Source organism: Vibrio sp. E150_018 (genome assembly GCF_053544035.1).
The window spans coordinates 376493-392756 of sequence record NZ_JBHGNY010000002.1 but is presented as its reverse complement, the minus strand read 5'-3'; the positions used below and the strand labels follow the sequence as shown (position 1 = coordinate 392756).

General features: G+C 42.9%; 11 protein-coding genes. 5 read left to right on the top strand and 6 right to left on the bottom strand.

What is annotated here, in order from left to right; all coding sequences use genetic code 11:
* Nucleotides 1–57: 57 nt before the first annotated feature.
* The 4 genes from ACE3G9_RS04480 (at nucleotide 58) to csdA (ending at nucleotide 4856) form a co-directional block, all read left to right on the top strand.
* Nucleotides 58–1401 (top strand): AmpG family muropeptide MFS transporter, encoded by a 1344-nt coding sequence (locus tag ACE3G9_RS04480; RefSeq protein WP_449218555.1) that lies wholly within the window; start codon nucleotides 58–60, stop codon nucleotides 1399–1401.
* Nucleotides 1402–1684: 283 nt separating this feature from the next.
* Nucleotides 1685–2500 (top strand): nucleoside-specific channel-forming Tsx family protein, encoded by an 816-nt coding sequence (locus ACE3G9_RS04475; protein WP_417880740.1) that lies wholly within the window; start codon nucleotides 1685–1687, stop codon nucleotides 2498–2500.
* A 133-nt stretch (nucleotides 2501–2633) separates the two neighbouring features.
* Nucleotides 2634–3521, top strand: a complete 888-nt coding sequence (locus ACE3G9_RS04470) for a 2-dehydropantoate 2-reductase (RefSeq protein WP_449218554.1) — start codon at nucleotides 2634–2636, stop codon at nucleotides 3519–3521.
* Between the two features lie 105 nt (nucleotides 3522–3626).
* A complete protein-coding gene (gene csdA / locus ACE3G9_RS04465) occupies nucleotides 3627–4856 on the top strand; it encodes a cysteine desulfurase CsdA (RefSeq protein ID WP_417880742.1) in 1230 nt (409 codons plus the stop codon).
* A gap of 162 nt (nucleotides 4857–5018) precedes the next feature.
* Here csdA and csdE read toward each other — a convergent pair whose 3' ends face one another.
* The 3 genes from csdE to mltA all read right to left on the bottom strand — a co-directional run bounded on the left by csdE (nucleotide 5019) and on the right by mltA (nucleotide 7675).
* On the bottom strand, nucleotides 5019–5450 hold the full coding sequence (csdE, locus tag ACE3G9_RS04460; RefSeq protein ID WP_449218553.1) for a cysteine desulfurase sulfur acceptor subunit CsdE: 432 nt from the start codon (nucleotides 5448–5450) through the stop codon (nucleotides 5019–5021).
* Between the two features lie 167 nt (nucleotides 5451–5617).
* Nucleotides 5618–6424 (bottom strand): tRNA cyclic N6-threonylcarbamoyladenosine(37) synthase TcdA, encoded by an 807-nt coding sequence (tcdA, locus tag ACE3G9_RS04455; RefSeq protein WP_449218552.1) that lies wholly within the window; start codon nucleotides 6422–6424, stop codon nucleotides 5618–5620.
* Between the two features lie 168 nt (nucleotides 6425–6592).
* A complete protein-coding gene (gene mltA, locus ACE3G9_RS04450; protein WP_449218578.1) occupies nucleotides 6593–7675 on the bottom strand; it encodes a murein transglycosylase A in 1083 nt (360 codons plus the stop codon).
* A gap of 292 nt (nucleotides 7676–7967) precedes the next feature.
* Between mltA and argA the strand changes: the two genes are divergently transcribed.
* A complete protein-coding gene (gene argA, locus ACE3G9_RS04445; RefSeq protein WP_417880745.1) occupies nucleotides 7968–9305 on the top strand; it encodes an amino-acid N-acetyltransferase in 1338 nt (445 codons plus the stop codon).
* 139 nt (nucleotides 9306–9444) lie between these two features.
* Here the strand turns inward: argA and ACE3G9_RS04440 are convergent, their stop codons facing one another.
* From ACE3G9_RS04440 to recB, 3 genes are read right to left on the bottom strand one after another with little or no spacing between them, the layout of a single operon-like run.
* Nucleotides 9445–9909: a YhcH/YjgK/YiaL family protein gene (locus ACE3G9_RS04440; protein WP_449218551.1), complete on the bottom strand. Its 465-nt coding sequence runs from the start codon at nucleotides 9907–9909 to the stop codon at nucleotides 9445–9447.
* Nucleotides 9910–9943: 34 nt separating this feature from the next.
* Nucleotides 9944–12295: an exodeoxyribonuclease V subunit alpha gene (gene recD / locus ACE3G9_RS04435; protein WP_449218550.1), complete on the bottom strand. Its 2352-nt coding sequence runs from the start codon at nucleotides 12293–12295 to the stop codon at nucleotides 9944–9946.
* Nucleotides 12295–15963, bottom strand: a complete 3669-nt coding sequence (recB, locus tag ACE3G9_RS04430; RefSeq protein ID WP_449218549.1) for an exodeoxyribonuclease V subunit beta — start codon at nucleotides 15961–15963, stop codon at nucleotides 12295–12297. Before recB ends, recD begins: the two co-directional genes overlap by 1 nt.
* Between the last annotated feature and the right edge of the window lie 301 nt (nucleotides 15964–16264).

Here is a 16264-nt window from a genome sequence, read left to right as displayed (position 1 = left end):
ATTTTTCTATGCTGCAGTAATTTATTTGCATAGCCGAGTATAACCAAGGAGAAGTTCATGGCCTCTATGACCTGGAAGGCAACCATACAAACCTACTTAGATAAACGTTTATTGTGGGTGTTCATGTTAGGTTGCTCTAGCGGCTTTCCTTGGGTATTAATTGGCTCAAACATGTCCGGTTGGTTAGCTGATGCAGGGCTAAACCGTACAACCATTGGTTATTTTGGCGCTGTTTTTGCGGTTTATGCGATTAATTTTTTATGGGCTCCGTTAATCGACCGAGTGAAAATCCCACTACTACACAAATGGCTAGGCCAACGACGTAGTTGGATCTTTTTATGCCAAACCATCATGCTGATTTGCACCTTCTTCTTGGCCGGTCTTAATCCTAGTAATAACTTAATTTTAATTTCTGCGTTTGCATTGGCGATCTCAACCGCTTCCGCCACTCAAGATATTGCCATTGATGCTTTTCGTATTGATAGTTTTCCTAAGAGTAACAACAGTAAACTACCACAAGCTTCTGCAATGGCCGTGATTGGTTGGTGGACAGGCTACTCTCTGCCCGGCTATCTCGCTTTTTCCAATGCTGATGCTTATGGTTGGAATGATGTCTACTACGGCATGACTTTAGTCATCGTATTATTAATGTTGTTTACTTTATTGACTGGCGAACCAGAAACGCAACGTGATCAACTTCAACATCAAGCAGAAAAACGCCATGCAAAAGTTGTCAATTCAAAAGTGGCGGCTTGGCTTACGGTAACCGTCGTTGAACCTTTCTTAGATTTCTTCCGTCGTAATGGCATTGGTGTTGCGATCACTTTGTTACTGTTTGTTTTCTTATTCAAAATCGGTGAAGCATTTCTTGGTCGCATGTCGATTGTCTTTTATAAAGAAATCGGATTTACCAACGAACAAATTGGCGAATATTCCAAACTGATCGGTTGGGGCGCGACGATGTTGTTTACCTTTGTTGGCAGTATGTTCAACGTTCGCTTTGGTATTGTGAAAGGATTAATGATAGGCGGTATTGCCATGGCAAGCAGTAACTTAATGTTTGCATGGATTGCTTCGGTCGGCCCAAATGAACACCTACTACTTGCGACGGTATTAGTCGACAACTTCACTACGGCATTTTCAACAGTAGCATTTGTTTCTTTCTTAACAGTATTAACTGGACAAGCTTTCTCGGCAACTCAGTATGCATTATTAGCTTCATTGGGTAACTTTGGTCGTACGACTCTAGCTTCATTCAGTGGTGAACTGGTGGATAGCTTAAATAGTTGGCCTCTGTTTTTTGTTGTCACCGCGATAATGGTGATCCCAAGTTTAATTATGCTGTACACATTACGTTATTATTTCCACGATTTACTGGAAAAGGCACGTAATCAACAATAACTTCCCCAGCGATAACCTTACCAACTAGAAAAGTATAAAAAACGCCAAAGCAACCGCTTATCTTGGCGTTTTTTGTTCCACATTCAAAAGCCTGTACAGATTTCAGCATCTAGTTCCATCAAAGATCTTTCTAATGTGAGTTATGTCTCAATAAATATTTAGGTTTGCAGGTTTTATCACTTACAAATGAGATTGAAACCGCTATTATCTGCGCCAATTGAAAAGTCCACACCTTTAATCGGTGTACCTATAAATTTAACCAGATAAAAGAGAGCCCACTATCATGCGTAAAACACTTTTAGCTCTTAGTCTTGCTGCTGCTTCAACGCCTGTTTTAGCTGCAGACTATTCAGATGACATTCATAAGAATGACTATAAGTTTCTCAACTTTAACCTAATGTATTCTGTTGGAGAAAAACCGGAAGCTAGTTCTGGCTCTAACGCTCATGATTACTTAGAAATGGAATTTGGCGGCCGCTCTGGTATCTTTGACCTATACGGTTATGTCGATATCTTTAACCTATTAAGTAATGATGATTCTGACGATACAGATAAAGCAAATGGACAAAAAGATAAAATCTTTATGAAATTTGCCCCTCGAATGTCAATTGATGCAATGACTGGCTACGATCTATCAGTTGGCCCAGTGCAAGAACTTTACGTTGCTTCACTGTTTGAATGGGATGGTGGTCGTGACACAACTTTTGGTGTTAACACACAAAAAATCGGTCTAGGTTCTGATATCAACATGCCTTGGTTTGGCAAGATGGGTCTTAACCTTTATGCTACTTACGATTCAAACAAGAACGACTGGAATGGTTACCAGGTTTCAACAAACTGGTTCAAGCCTTTCTACTCATTCAGTAATGGTTCATTCTTATCATACCAAGGCTACATCGATTACCAATTTGGTATGAAAGATAAGTATTCAACTGCCTCAAACGGCGGTGCTTGGTTTAACGGTCTATACTGGCATAGTGAACGCTTTGCTGTGGGCTATGGCTTAAAAGCTTACTATAATGTCTACGGTATCAAAGACACTAACGATCTAGAATCGACAGGCATCTCTCACTACTTCGACGTAACTTACAAATTCTAATCACTGGCAACTCAGTTGCTTGATTAAAACTATTGCTAAGCTACTTATGGCGCAGATTGAATATTCAGTCTGCGCCATTTTGCTATTTGCGATAAACTAAGCTTCGAATAGAGTAAATAGAAATGGAAAACGAATGAAGATTGGTATCATTGGCATTGGCGCACTAGGTTCACTATGGGCAACTAAATTGCAGCAAGCTGGTCACGATGTACTTGCGATCACTCGCGATCACTCACATCGTTCCATTTCGATCGCTCTTGATGAGCAAGCGGAATTCGAGATTCCCGCCAATAGCCTAACTCAACTGAGCACTTGCCAAACTATTATCATCACAGTGAAATCCACTCAAGTAACACAAGCCATAGTGCCTTTATTTAACTACTTATCTGCCGATATACCGCTTATCTTTCTTCACAATGGCATGGGGGCACTTGACCAACTTAGCGAGCAGTGGAATCAACACCCTTTATTTTTAGCCACCACTACTCAAGCCGCTTTTAAGCCAAACTCGCAACAAGTAAAACATACTGGTATTGGTCAAACTTTGATTGGGCCATATCGAGAGACAGAGAAGTTAACCTCTCAACTAGAGTCCATCATTCACGTGCTAGATTCCGCCCTACCTAAGGTAATGTGGCACAACCATATTAATGACGCGCTGTGGCAAAAATTAGCCATCAATTGTGTTATTAACCCTATGACCGCAATTTACCAATGCAAGAATGGTGAATTACTGCAAGCGCAATATAAAACGGAAGTCGATAACTTAATTAATGAGTGCCAGCAGGTGATGCAAGCGGCTGGACAAAGCCAATCATTAAGCGAATTACCCACCACCATTAAGCAAGTAATGCTTAGTACTGGCGATAATTTTTCATCCATGCATCAGGATATTCACCACCAGCGCACTACTGAAATTGACTTCATCACCGGATTTCTACTCAAACAAGCACAACGCTATAATATTGAGGTTCCAAACCATCAACGGCTATTTCAGAAAGTGAAACAATTAGAAGAGTAAGGCGTAGCTGTTGCGAGTTGCGAGTTGCGAGTTGCGAGAAAAGTTTAAGCCCATTCTAATATGTTCTATACTTCGCCCACTTCATTGACGTAACAGGTTTATTTAATGTCTTCTTCGACTCACTTTGACATTCAGGCTATTCGCCAGCAGTTCCCTTTTCTTAATAATGATACGCCAATGGTTTACCTTGATAGCGCCGCAACCACACAAAAACCTCAATGTGTGATTGATGCCATTAGTCACTATTACGCCAAGCAAAATGCCAACGTGCATCGTGGTAGTCACAGCTTAACGGCGCAAGCAACCACTCAATTTGAGCAAGCGCGTGAATGTGTGCAACACTTTATTAATGCGGATTCGAATAAAGAAATCATTTGGACTCGCGGAGCAACCGAAGCGATAAACTTAATCGCACAAACTTATGCTCGCAGCACTTTACAAGCAGGCGATGAGATTTTAGTTGGAGAAATGGAACACCACGCTAATATCGTACCATGGCAGATCGTCGCACAACAAACTGGCGCTAAAGTAGTTAAAGTGCCAATGACCTCAGATTGCCAATGGGATATGCAAGCCTACCAAACCCTTTTAACTGAGAAGACCAAAATTGTTGCCGCGGCGCACATCACCAATGTCACCGCGACTCGCCAACCTATTGAGAAAATCATTCAACTTGCTCACCAATTTAATGCGATTTGCGTAATTGATGGCGCACAAGGCGTTGTGCATGAAAGTATTGATGTTCAAGAACTTGACTGTGATTTCTATGTTTTTTCTGGACACAAACTTTACGCTCCTACTGGAATCGGTGCACTATATGGCAAGCAGTCTATTTTAGAGTCAATGCCGGTATGGCATGGTGGTGGTAAAATGGTAGAGAAAGTAAGTTTTGAGCAAACCTCTTATTCTGCCCTACCAGGAAAATTTGAAGCCGGTACTCCAAATGTGGCGGGAGCAATAGCCTTAGCCACCGCAATTGAATGGCTAAATCAATTTGATAGACAGCAAGTAGAAGCTCACTATCAGCAACTACTCAACCAACTCATCGCTGGGTTAAATAACATTGATGGCCTGCGAATTATTGGCTTACAACCTAATGCCAGTGTGGTGAGCTTTACCTTACAGCTTGATGGTGAAGATATTCATCACAACGATATTGCGACACTACTCGATCAACAAGGCATTGCAGTACGTTCCGGTCATCATTGTGCGCATCCACTAATGGACGTACTAGGGATCAACGGAACGGTGAGAGTTTCTTTGGGGATTTATAACAACGACAAAGATATTGATATGTTGTTAGCTGGCCTAAATAAAGCTATCGACCTGCTTTAATTTCGTCGATTTATTTATACCAATCAAATTAATTAGCTGAGCAGAGATTACGAAGGAAAAAGCCTTGAGAACAAGACATAAATTTTCGATAAGTAGTTGCTCTACAATCAAAATTTATAACGCAGTTATCGAGGCTTTTCACAAGTAAGAATGATCAGATAATTAGTGAGATTGGTATGACTCTACCAATTGCTGAATTTGCTCAACAATGGCTTTAAGCCCATTACCACGTGATGGGCTTAAATGATCAATCAGCCCCAGTTGTGAAAAATAGTCTGGTGTATCAAAAGCGTTAATCTCAGCAGTGGTTTTCAAATAAAAAGCCGCCAAAACCAAGGCAATTAAACCACGCACAATTCGTGCATCGGAATCAATTTGAAAATGCCAACGTTCGCCATCAAATTCCGACAATAGCCATACTTTACTCTCACAACCTGAAACGAGAAGCTGTTCTTGCTTTAACTCGTCATCCATTTTCGGTAGTAATTTCCCCCACATGATCACCTGACGATAGCGATCCTCCCAGCTCGAAAAGCCAGACATGATTTCTATGATCGTATCTGTAGTAATGGTGTTGCCAAATGGGTGAGTCATAATAGGGTCTCGTGTTTCTAAATTCCGTCATTCCAAAAGTGAGGCACGAACTGTTTGGAATCTCCTATAACACTTTGAGTCTCAAATCGTGGTAGGAGATCCTGAACTACGCTCCTTCGTCGCTTTTCAGGATGACGAAACTGGATAATTATTTTCAGAGGATAACTTTACTTACTGTGGCGCTGAATCAACTTCTCAACAATCCTTGATACCGCAACAAATCCAAAAGTTGCAGTCACGACCGTCGCAGCACCAAAACCACTAGCACAATCCATACGTTTTGGACCTTCAGCGGTGGATTTGGTCGCACATACACTACCATCTGCTTGAGGGTATTTCAGATGCTCGGTTGAGAACACGCAATCTATACCAAATTTACGTTGTGGATTTTTGCTGAAATTATGATGACGGCGCAGCGTATCTTTTAACTTCTTGGCCAATGGATCTTGAATCGTTTTAGTTAAATCAGCAATTTGAATTTGCGTCGGATCGACTTGTCCACCAGCGCCACCAGTGGTGATCACTTTGATCTTGTTACTACGGCAATAGGCTAATAATGCCGCTTTCGGTTTAATACTATCAATCGCATCTAACACGTAATCAAAGTCTTTAGTGATGTACTGGCTAACATTGTCTGGCGTAATGAAATCATCTACCAAGTTAACTTTGCATTCAGGATTAATCAAAGCAACGCGCTCAGCCATCACTTCAATTTTGCTCTGCCCAACCGTACCATTTAAGGCGTGAATTTGACGGTTAATATTGGTAACGCAAACATCATCCATATCGATCAGCGTTAATTCACCGACACCAGTACGCGCTAATGCTTCAACGGCCCATGAACCCACGCCACCAATACCTACCACGCAAACATGAGCGGCGCGCAGAACATCTACTTCACTATTACCATACAAACGACGTGTGCCGCCAAAGCGTTGGTTGTAGCTATCAGAAGCAGGAGGAAGAGTATTCATGGTGAACCTTAATTAACGCAATAAAAAGAGCGCGTATTATAGAGGATAAGGATACGTGGAGCTAGAGCGCTTCGCTTCTCGTGACTCGTTTCTAGAAAAAGATTAAAGCACACCCGTTACCGTTGTCGAGCAACGAGCAGTGAAACGCCCGAGCTTCGAGCCTCGCTCTTAATTCGCTGGAATCTGCAACGGTGGCGCGGTTAAACCTAACTTCCACACTCGGCCAAAATGTCGGTAGTGACCTGCAGCAATACCGGAACGTGTCCCCATACCATGATATAAATCTAAGTGACCACCTTTCACTGCACCGCCAGTATCAAGAACAATCAGTAGCTTAAGCACATGTACACCGGTCCATTTACCGTTTGCATCCAATAGAGGGACTTCAGCTAGAATTGGGGTTCCCATTGGGAAAATACTGCGGTCACCTGCAACCGATGCCATTGGTAACAATGGAATACCTGCCGCGCCGACAACATCTGCGCCTGGCTGCCTTTCAAAGAACACGTAAGATGGATTTTGCTCTAATACTTCCTGTACGGTTTCTCTGTCATTTTCCGCCACCCATTCTTTAATGGCTTTCATCGACATTCTTTCTTTCGGAATCAAGCCGCGCTCGATCAGAATTCGCCCAATACTCACATAAGGGTGGTTATTTTTACCAGCATAAGCAAAGTAGTCCAGTTCATCGTTATCGGCATAATGAACAAAACCACTTCCTTGTACTTCCATCAAAAATGGATCGATCATATTGGATGCATAACCAAGCTCTAAACCTTTTCCTTCGAGTGCCCCCTCATAGATTTGCGCGCGAGTAGGACACACTGAACCACATTGAGGTTTGGCGTAAACTGGGTATTTGAATAAATGATCTGGCGTATGACGCATTTCAATCACAGGAGAGAAATAGCCGGTAAACAGAATATTGCCCTTTTTATCTGCGCCCGCTAACTGCTCAACATTAACGCCATATTTAGCTAACTCACTCGTATCACCACTTTCTTGCGCCCATACCTTTAATTGCGCGTATAAATTTTGGTATTTCGCTTTCAGAGATGGTGAGGTTTCTTCTACTTTTTCCGCTTGTGCCGCGAAGGTATTAAAATCTCGTGGCGCGTCGGTTTCAATCTTATCAACATGCTCTAAGGTGGTATCTAATTTACCATCCAAATATTGCTGACCACGCTCAGTCGGTTGGGCACAACCAAATAAGATTAACGCTGAAGTCAGCATCAAAGTACGAGTCAAAATAGGCTTTGCCTGAGAAGAAAAAAATGGGCGAGAAACAGCAAGCGAGTTAAACACGAAAAATCACCAATTAGATAAAATAAACGGATTGAAGAATGACAAAAATCCCCTCACCATACAAGCAAGAAACGATAGATTGATACACATTCATTTCACACCAGAGTAGCGTGGGATTTGAAGCAGTTGTCAGAACGATAACAAATTCACAATTTAATCTCTCTTAATAAAAATAACCATTGCCACAAAGTGAATTATTAGTCATTATTTAAGCATAATAAATCAAGGAGTAGGTGTTGTGAAGTTACGTAGTACAGCTTTAGTTAAAGGATTCCGCCAATCCGCCCCCTACCTAAACGCCCACCGCGGCAACACCATGGTCTTTATGCTCGGTGGTGAAGTCTTTACCGATGCCAATTTCGATAACATCATTAATGACATCGCACTATTACACAGCTTAGGTGTACGTATTGTGCTGGTTTATGGTGCACGCCCGCAAATCAATGACAACTTACAAAATAATCATTATGAATCGCAATACCATAAAGGCATTCGGATCACTAATGAGCCTGCGCTTAACCTTGCGATGCAAGCCGCTGGCCGATTACAACTGGCTTTAACCGCCCGTCTTTCTATGAGCTTGAACAATACACCGATGCAAGGTACTCAACTCAATGTGGTTAGTGGTAATTTTGTGATCGCCCAACCATTAGGCATTGATGATGGGGTTGATTATTGCCACAGTGGTAAAGTAAGACGTATCGATACCGATGCGATTAATCGTATGTTGGATATGGGTTCCATTGTAGTAGTCGGCCCAATTGCCAGTTCAGTAACAGGTGAAAGCTTTAACTTGATGTATGAAGATGTCGCCACTCAAACAGCGATTCGATTAAAAGCTTATAAGCTGATTGGCTTTTGTTCTGAACAAGGGATTTTAGCGCAAGATGGCCGAGTGATTCCTGAACTATTCCCTAGCTGTGCAGAAAAACTATTGCAAGAAATAGAACAAAAACAAGATACCAAAACTGGCTACACCAGCGGTACTTTCCGTTTTTTACGTGGCGCATTAACCGCGTGTCGCGCTGGCGTACCTCGTTGTCACTTGGTTAGCTACAAAGAAGATGGTGCACTACTGCAAGAGCTATTTTCTTTTGATGGCATAGGTACTCAAGTAGTAATGGCCAGTGCCGAACAAACACGCAATGCACAAATTCATGATATTGGCGGCATTCTGGATTTAATTCAGCCTTTAGAAGAGCAAGGAATTTTAGTACGCCGCTCACGTGAGCAACTAGAGCAAGAGATCCATCAATTTACTATTATCGAGAAAGACCGTTTAATCATCGGTTGTGCAGCACTTTACCCATATATCGAAGATAAAATGGCAGAGATGGCTTGTGTCGCAGTTCACCCTGATTATCGTGATGGCGACCGTGGAGTGATGTTACTAAAACACATGAGCCAAGAAGCCAAAAACATGGGCATCAATAAGCTGTTTGTTTTAACTACCCACAGCCTACACTGGTTTCGTGAGCAAGGTTTTGAAGAAGTCGGCGTGGATTCACTACCAATGGAAAAGCGTGGTTTATATAACTACCAACGTAAGTCGAAGATATTGGTGTTGAAGATATAAATAGGTTTCTAGGGGACTAGTCCCTAGACTCGCTGCGCTGCTAGGAAAGCAAGAGACGAGTCTAGGCTTCGCGTAGCTCGTTACTCGAATGTTACTTGGAATCATCGAGTAACGAGACACGTATTTTCCGAGTAACGTGCTATATCAAATCCCTATGCACTTTCACTACTGCTTTTCTTACCACCATTGGCTCACGTGTTGCACATTGTGGACGATGAGATTCACCTGGGTAGAAGATAATAAAATCGCCCTTTCTTAACGAAATAAAGCTTTCATTGCTTACTTCATTAAACAGCAGTACGTCATTGGTGTAGTCTGGCTTATCAAGTAAAGCTTGTGGGGTTTCTATCGAATAACCGAAAGTTTCCTCACCCTCTAAAAGAATTTGAATATCCAAATAATCACGATGAATTTCAGTTTTACGCTCTTCACGCGCTTCTGTTTCAGGTGTCATTAGAAAACAAAAAACGTTATCGCCATCAATATCATAACGGCCATTTTCTTGGTTATCTTGTGCGATTTTCAAAGCTTGGTGGATATAATTTAAAAATGTGTCTGGGAGAATAGAACTCCACTCCAAGCGTTCAACGTTGCCAAAAAACATGCTTCACCTTCACTATTTTGTTTATTGTTTATATTTAGTTTTTTATTAGCTTATCACTTAACCCGCTAGAACGTAGGGTTTTTACGCTAACACCTTGCGCTAAGATCACTGGATTGGCAAATAAATCTAAGCGCGATTTGGCTCGCGTCACGCCAGTATAAATCAGCTCTCGAGTTAATATTTGATTCATTTTATTTGGCAGTAACATCACGGTATGAGTGAATTCACTACCCTGTGATTTATGAATTGTCATCGCAAACGCCAGTTCATGCTTTGGTACTCGACTCGGCAATACGCCTTTAATTCGTCCATCGGGCATTTCAAAAAATACTCGTAGCCGTGGTGTCGTCTCGCTTTCATCCAATAGACAAATACCGATATCACCATTATGTAACCCTAACGCACTATCATTTTGGCTAATCATGACTGGCCTACCAACGTACCAATGTTCATTTTCAACTGGATTGATTAGCTTATTACGAGCCAGTGACCCTTCCACCAATTGGTTCATACGCTCTACGCCAAACTCCCCTTCTCGCACTGCGCATAATAATCTCGCTTGAGAAAAGGCTTTTAATATTGCTTGAGCTTTTTGCTCCATCATGGCTTTGGTTGGCGCTTCAACCGAGGCAAACAAATCCCCTTGAATGACCGAACCACCTCCTGAATTAACCGCTTGATTGAGCTGCTGGCAATAAGGTAAATAAGCTTCCGTCATCATCTGACATAGCGCGCTTTGTGCTTGCACAAGATCGAGACTTTCTGGAGAGCTGTCTGTCGATGAATTTGCTTTAATGACATGCAAATGAATATCTTCAAAGCCTTGCTGCCACACCTTCTCCACTTGTTTCGCTGAGCCCGCATTAATCGCTTTTGCCAATTGTCCTACTCCAGATCTCGCATGGAAGCGGTAGCTTTTTTGCAGCATGCACAAACTATCCGAAATAGCATTAGCTTTGATTGCGGACTGAGGTTCAGCTAAGGTTTGATACCCCGTTAGATCAGCAAGAAGATGACCAAACTCAGCTTGATAACCTGATGAAGTAAACTGACAGATATCACCTAAAATCGCTCCAGCTTCAACTGAGGCTAACTGGTCTTTATCCCCCAATAAGATCAAACGTGCATGACTTGGTAACGCTTGCAGCAACCGGAACATCATAGGCAAATCGACCATAGAAGCTTCATCGACCACTAGGATATCCAAATGTAAGCGGTTCGATTGATTGTATTTATACTCAACCGTATTGGGTCTCGCGCCTAACAAGCGATGAATGGTACTAGAATGCGCTGGCATCATCGCTTTGATTTCATCACTTACTGGTAATTGTTCAATCGCCAGTCCAATAGATTCCGTCAAGCGTGCTGCCGCTTTACCAGTTGGCGCAACTAATTTAATGATTGGAGCTTGTTTGCTAATCGCTGCTTGTGAAGCTGATTCTTGTAAAACTAATTGCTGTTGAGATTGAGTAATTAATGCAGCCAATAGTTTGGCAACCGTGGTGGTTTTACCGGTTCCCGGTCCACCAGAAATCACCGAGAACTGACGAGTTAACGCCACAGCCGCCGCCACTTTTTGCCAGTTCAAACACACAGATAAAGGCACTAGCGTATCGAGTTCATTAAGCTGATCGACTTGCTTTGCTTGACTTAACACGCCGTCAATGCGGCTCCAATCTAATCCATCGGTTTGCACCACATCAAGCATTTCACACACCAAACGCTGACGCTCAATTGAACTCGCATGCTCACCACTTTGTAATCCATCCCAAAGATAACGGTAGTCACGAGCAAATAATTCATTAAGCGCTTGTTTCATCGCCGCAAACGCATCGGGATCAGCGGTTAAGGTTTTCGCGCGCGCCATAAAACCATCTGCAACTTGTGACTCATAATGCCAATAACGAGTTAGGTACAAACGGTCTTGTTCAAGCACTAATGGTAGCGGTAATGGCTGCAAACTGGCTTGGTTTATTTGTGCTAATCCCACCACAGCATTGGATTGGGAAGCATAGTTTTCAACTAACGCCAACCAATCAACACCTTGTAATTGAGAGAATAGATCGGCAAAGCGGCTTGCCAATTCTGGATGCTGGCGAGTCAAAAAAGACAAAGATAAAGTTTGCTGAAGATCGAGCTCACTTAAGCGCAAACAAATATGGCCGCGACCAAACTCATAACTAACAAGGCCAGCGAGTAACGCGATATGATCCGCTTGGTGGCGACAATCCAGACTAGCGTCGTGATTAGCTAGCAGGCATTGTTGATGGATAAAGCGAGCAAACTGAGCGTCAATGGCTCGAATTACACCAAGTTTTTCAAGCGATAACAGCAAGTCTAGCGCTGAGTTACCTTCTACCGTCGACGAGTTGATAGTCTGAATCATTATGCCGACTCTCCATCTAATAAGCGGTCAAATTGCTGCAAGAAAGCTTCGCTTGGTTTGGCTGAAAATACGCCGTACAGAGGAGCAATCTCTCCTTTCGGGGCGCCTTTTTGAGCGCCTGCAATATCATGTCCCTCAGCAGCAAAGCCACGTAAAAACAGATAGTACACGCCACCAAAATGTTGCTGATAATCATAATCCACAAGTCGACTTTGTAAGAAACGGTGCAGTGCTAAAGCATAAATTTGATACTGGAAATCATAACGGTGATCGATCATTGCATGATTAAGGTTGTCAGGATGATAATCTTCGATCGAATAACCAAGGTGGTTAGATTTCCAATCTAAAATGTAATACTTACCTTGATGTTCAAACACCAAATCAATAAAGCCTTTCAGCATACCTTTGGTTGGCATAAAGCCTAGCTCACCGGCAACGTTTGATAGCTCATCATGATCTTTTACCAAGCGATTAAGCTGGCTAGATAATAGTGATTCAACGGGGAGTAAGAACTCCATTTCCACCAGCCTTTGAGTGGGTCCTTTCTCTCCCAAACGCAGTCCATTTCCATCTAAAGGTGTTTGCATCACTTGAGTGATCATCGCTTGAATCGCGGGCAGCCATTGCAGGTCGTATTGTTCTTGTTGCAGTAAATCAGTAATGATCTGAGTGTTTTCTGGGCTGCTTGCCTGTTCGGTAAATTCAATCTCTTCGAAAATCGTATGCAAGAAAGTACCCGGTCTTGCGCCTCGTGGAAATTCAAACATAGACCAAGGGTCGACGCTGTTTTGCTCTTCAATCTCAATAGAGACACTAACGTCTACTGTGTTGTTATTTTCCGCAGCGTCCGAATCTATCGGTTTTTGCACATCGATTGCCACATCAAAATCCGCCGTATCACCTTGCGCTGCATGATGGCCTTGTTTAACTAAGCTTGAATAACTAGTCATGCGCCATTGACGATCAATCGAGGCACTAAAGCGTTTAGCTTGTAAATTAGGTTGTTCGGTTTGAATCGGCGCAAAACGTTCGCTTGGCGGTTGCGGGAAATCCAGCATTTCAACACTCGTCACATCCTTAACCAATTGCTGACAGGCTGCCATTAGTCCGGCGCTTTCTTTAGCTTGATGATGTTGCAAGATCGCGCCAAGCGCACTTAAATGAGCGGTTGATTCATCCTTTTTGCTGTTGCCTTTTTTCAGTGGTGCAAGACCAACAATACAGCCGTACACCGCGCGAGTAAGAGCAACATAAAGCAAACGTAGATCTTCGGCTAAGCGTTCTTTTTCGGCCAACGCTAAACCGTCATCAGGCTTGGATAAATCTAAAATAGTTTGCTGCTTATCGGCCTGATAATACTTGGCTACCTTGGCAGCTTTAAAGTTATTGGCAAACGGTAAGAACACTAAATCGTATTCCAAACCTTTTGATTTATGAATGGTGATGATTTGCACCAAGTTACGCTCAGATTCTAAACGCTGAGTTTGCTCGCTAATTTCGCCATCGTGCTGTTCAATATTTTCAGCCAACCAACGAATCAGCGCACTTTCACCTTCTAGCGATAAACTAGCTTGTTGCACCAATTCAGATAAATGCAGCAAGTCGGTTAATTTGCGTTCACCATGCGTTTCCAATAACCAACGCTCGGCGATTTTTCGCTGGCTGATCACCGCGCGCATCATAGGTAGAACGCCACGCTTTAACCACAGTTGATGGTACTGCTCAAACTCATTAACCACGTTCTCCCAAGCAGTTTCGTCATGGTTAAACTGATCGAGCTGCGCCATATTTAAAGCAAACAAATCACTGGCAAGAATGGCGCGCAGTGAATATTCATCACTCGGTCTGGACACCGCCATCAATAAGCGTAATACATCTTGTGCCACTTCACTATCAAACACGCTATCACGATTAGAAAGGTAAACACTGGCAATACCTTGATTCGCCAATGCTTCTTTAATTAATTTACCTTCTCGACCCGTACGCACCAACACCGCAATATCACCGGCTTGAATCGGATGCGCTTGGGATTTTTTATCAATAAATTGTGCTTTTTGTTGCTGGGAAGCGCTCAAAATATGATGGATTTGATGAGCCGTATATTCTGCCATCTGATGATTATAATCTTGTGTCGCAACGGGTTGCCCAGCATCGGGTTGATGTAACCATAAACCAATCGCTGGCTGCGCTTTACCATTTATCGTCCAATGCATATTATCAGCTTTCGGGCTGGCTTTGACTGGCAAGAATGGAATGTCATCATCGTAGAGAAACGGCCTGTCATCAAAACTGAAAATGCCGTTTACCCCTTGGATCACCGCTTCACTTGAACGCCAGTTGGTATCCAGAGTGTAGTGTTCAGTCACTTCATTACGCGCTTGAATATAGGTGAAAATATCCGCGCCACGGAAGCCATAAATCGCCTGTTTCGGATCGCCAATCATAAACCAACCACTTTGTGGCGAGTCTAAATAGATTTGACGGAATATCTGATATTGCTGCGGATCGGTATCTTGGAATTCATCGATCATCGCCACGGGATAAAGCTGACGAATACGACTCGTCAATAAACCTTCTTCATCTTGCACTATCGCTTGTTCAAGCTGGCTGAGTAGATCATCAAAAGAAAGTTGTGCCTGACGCTGTTTGGCTTGTGCCAATAACTGACGACAACCTTGAATCGCTTGGTATTTAAAAATCAGCTCAAATTCCGGCTGGTTATCGAGTAGCTCATCAATTGCCTCAAACGCAGCATGCTCTGCTACTGGGCCTTTTTTGGCATCGGTGACCGACGTTAATGTGCTTTGAGAAAAACGAATCAATTTATCGCACATTTGACCATCGTTTCGCTCACTAGCCGCCCATTCATGCACTTCATCTAACCAGGCTGGCAAACGCGTTTTATTGTATGGATTGCGTTTAATGCCGGAACTATCAATCAAACTAAACAAATCATTGCGACTGGCATTCCACAGCGATTTCACTTTTTCGATGCGATTTAGATGCTGCTGATAAAGCGCCGGCAGATCGACATCCAGGTTAATGCTCGGAAAACTTAGGGCAGGGCCAGAAAGGTAGTTGCCAATTTCACGCAATAGTTGCTCAGGACGACTCCATAACGATTGAATTTGCGCGGCTAATACCGTCGGCAATGGGTAAAAATGACGACGCCAGTAATCACTCACCACTTGCAGTTTTAGCTGACTTTCATCGGTAATAAATTCATTTTGAAAACGACTACCCGATTCAAAAGCATTTTGAGTCAGCATGCGTTGGCAAAAACCGTGAATCGTGAAGATCGCCGCTTCGTCCATTTGACGCTCGGCTTGCAGCAAGATTTCAATCGCTGATTGTTTATTTGTTGTTTCAGCTAATAGCGGCTCAAGTACTGGGTCGGTAGTTTCACCACGGGCAAACGCAATACGCGCTTCATGAATGCGTTGACGAATTCGACCACGCAGCTCTGCGGTGGCCGCTTCGGTAAAAGTCACCACAAGAATTTGATCAACGGTTAATGGCGTTTGATGCGCTGCGCCCTCTTTACCGTGCCCAAGCAACAAGCGTAGATACAGCGCCGCAATGGTGAAAGTCTTGCCAGTACCAGCAGACGCTTCAATTAAGCGAGCACCATGCAGTGGAAAAGTCATACTGTTGAGAGATTGCGCCATTAACTTTGTCCTAATTAGAATTCTTATGTTTCGTGAGGAATTTCTCACTTTGCGCCATGAATTGTCTTGAACTGCAAAACAAAACAGATTGTGAGAATGTACTCACATTTTTTATGCCATGATCGGCTTACTATTCTTGTCATATCGAGCCACGGCCAATGGCTTGTAAACCAATATTAATCTAATAACGATCTACTTACGTTACCGGCATTGTTCCTACTTCAATGTTGCTAATGATAAAAAAGTAGACAGAAACAACACTATTACCTCGACTCTCCGCCGCCAAGCAAGCGCCCTACAC

Excerpts from the sequence above, each read along its gene's own strand:
- ACE3G9_RS04480 (WP_449218555.1), top strand. The coding sequence starts at position 58 with ATGGCCTCTATGACCTGGAAGGCAACCATACAAACCTACTTAGATAAA.
- ACE3G9_RS04475 (WP_417880740.1), top strand. The coding sequence starts at position 1,685 with ATGCGTAAAACACTTTTAGCTCTTAGTCTTGCTGCTGCTTCAACGCCT.
- ACE3G9_RS04470 (WP_449218554.1), top strand. The coding sequence starts at position 2,634 with ATGAAGATTGGTATCATTGGCATTGGCGCACTAGGTTCACTATGGGCA.
- csdA (WP_417880742.1), top strand. The coding sequence starts at position 3,627 with ATGTCTTCTTCGACTCACTTTGACATTCAGGCTATTCGCCAGCAGTTC.
- csdE (WP_449218553.1), bottom strand. The coding sequence starts at position 5,450 with ATGACTCACCCATTTGGCAACACCATTACTACAGATACGATCATAGAA.
- tcdA (WP_449218552.1), bottom strand. The coding sequence starts at position 6,424 with ATGAATACTCTTCCTCCTGCTTCTGATAGCTACAACCAACGCTTTGGC.
- ACE3G9_RS04440 (WP_449218551.1), bottom strand. The coding sequence starts at position 9,909 with ATGTTTTTTGGCAACGTTGAACGCTTGGAGTGGAGTTCTATTCTCCCA.
- recD (WP_449218550.1), bottom strand. The coding sequence starts at position 12,295 with ATGATTCAGACTATCAACTCGTCGACGGTAGAAGGTAACTCAGCGCTA.
- recB (WP_449218549.1), bottom strand. The coding sequence starts at position 15,963 with ATGGCGCAATCTCTCAACAGTATGACTTTTCCACTGCATGGTGCTCGC.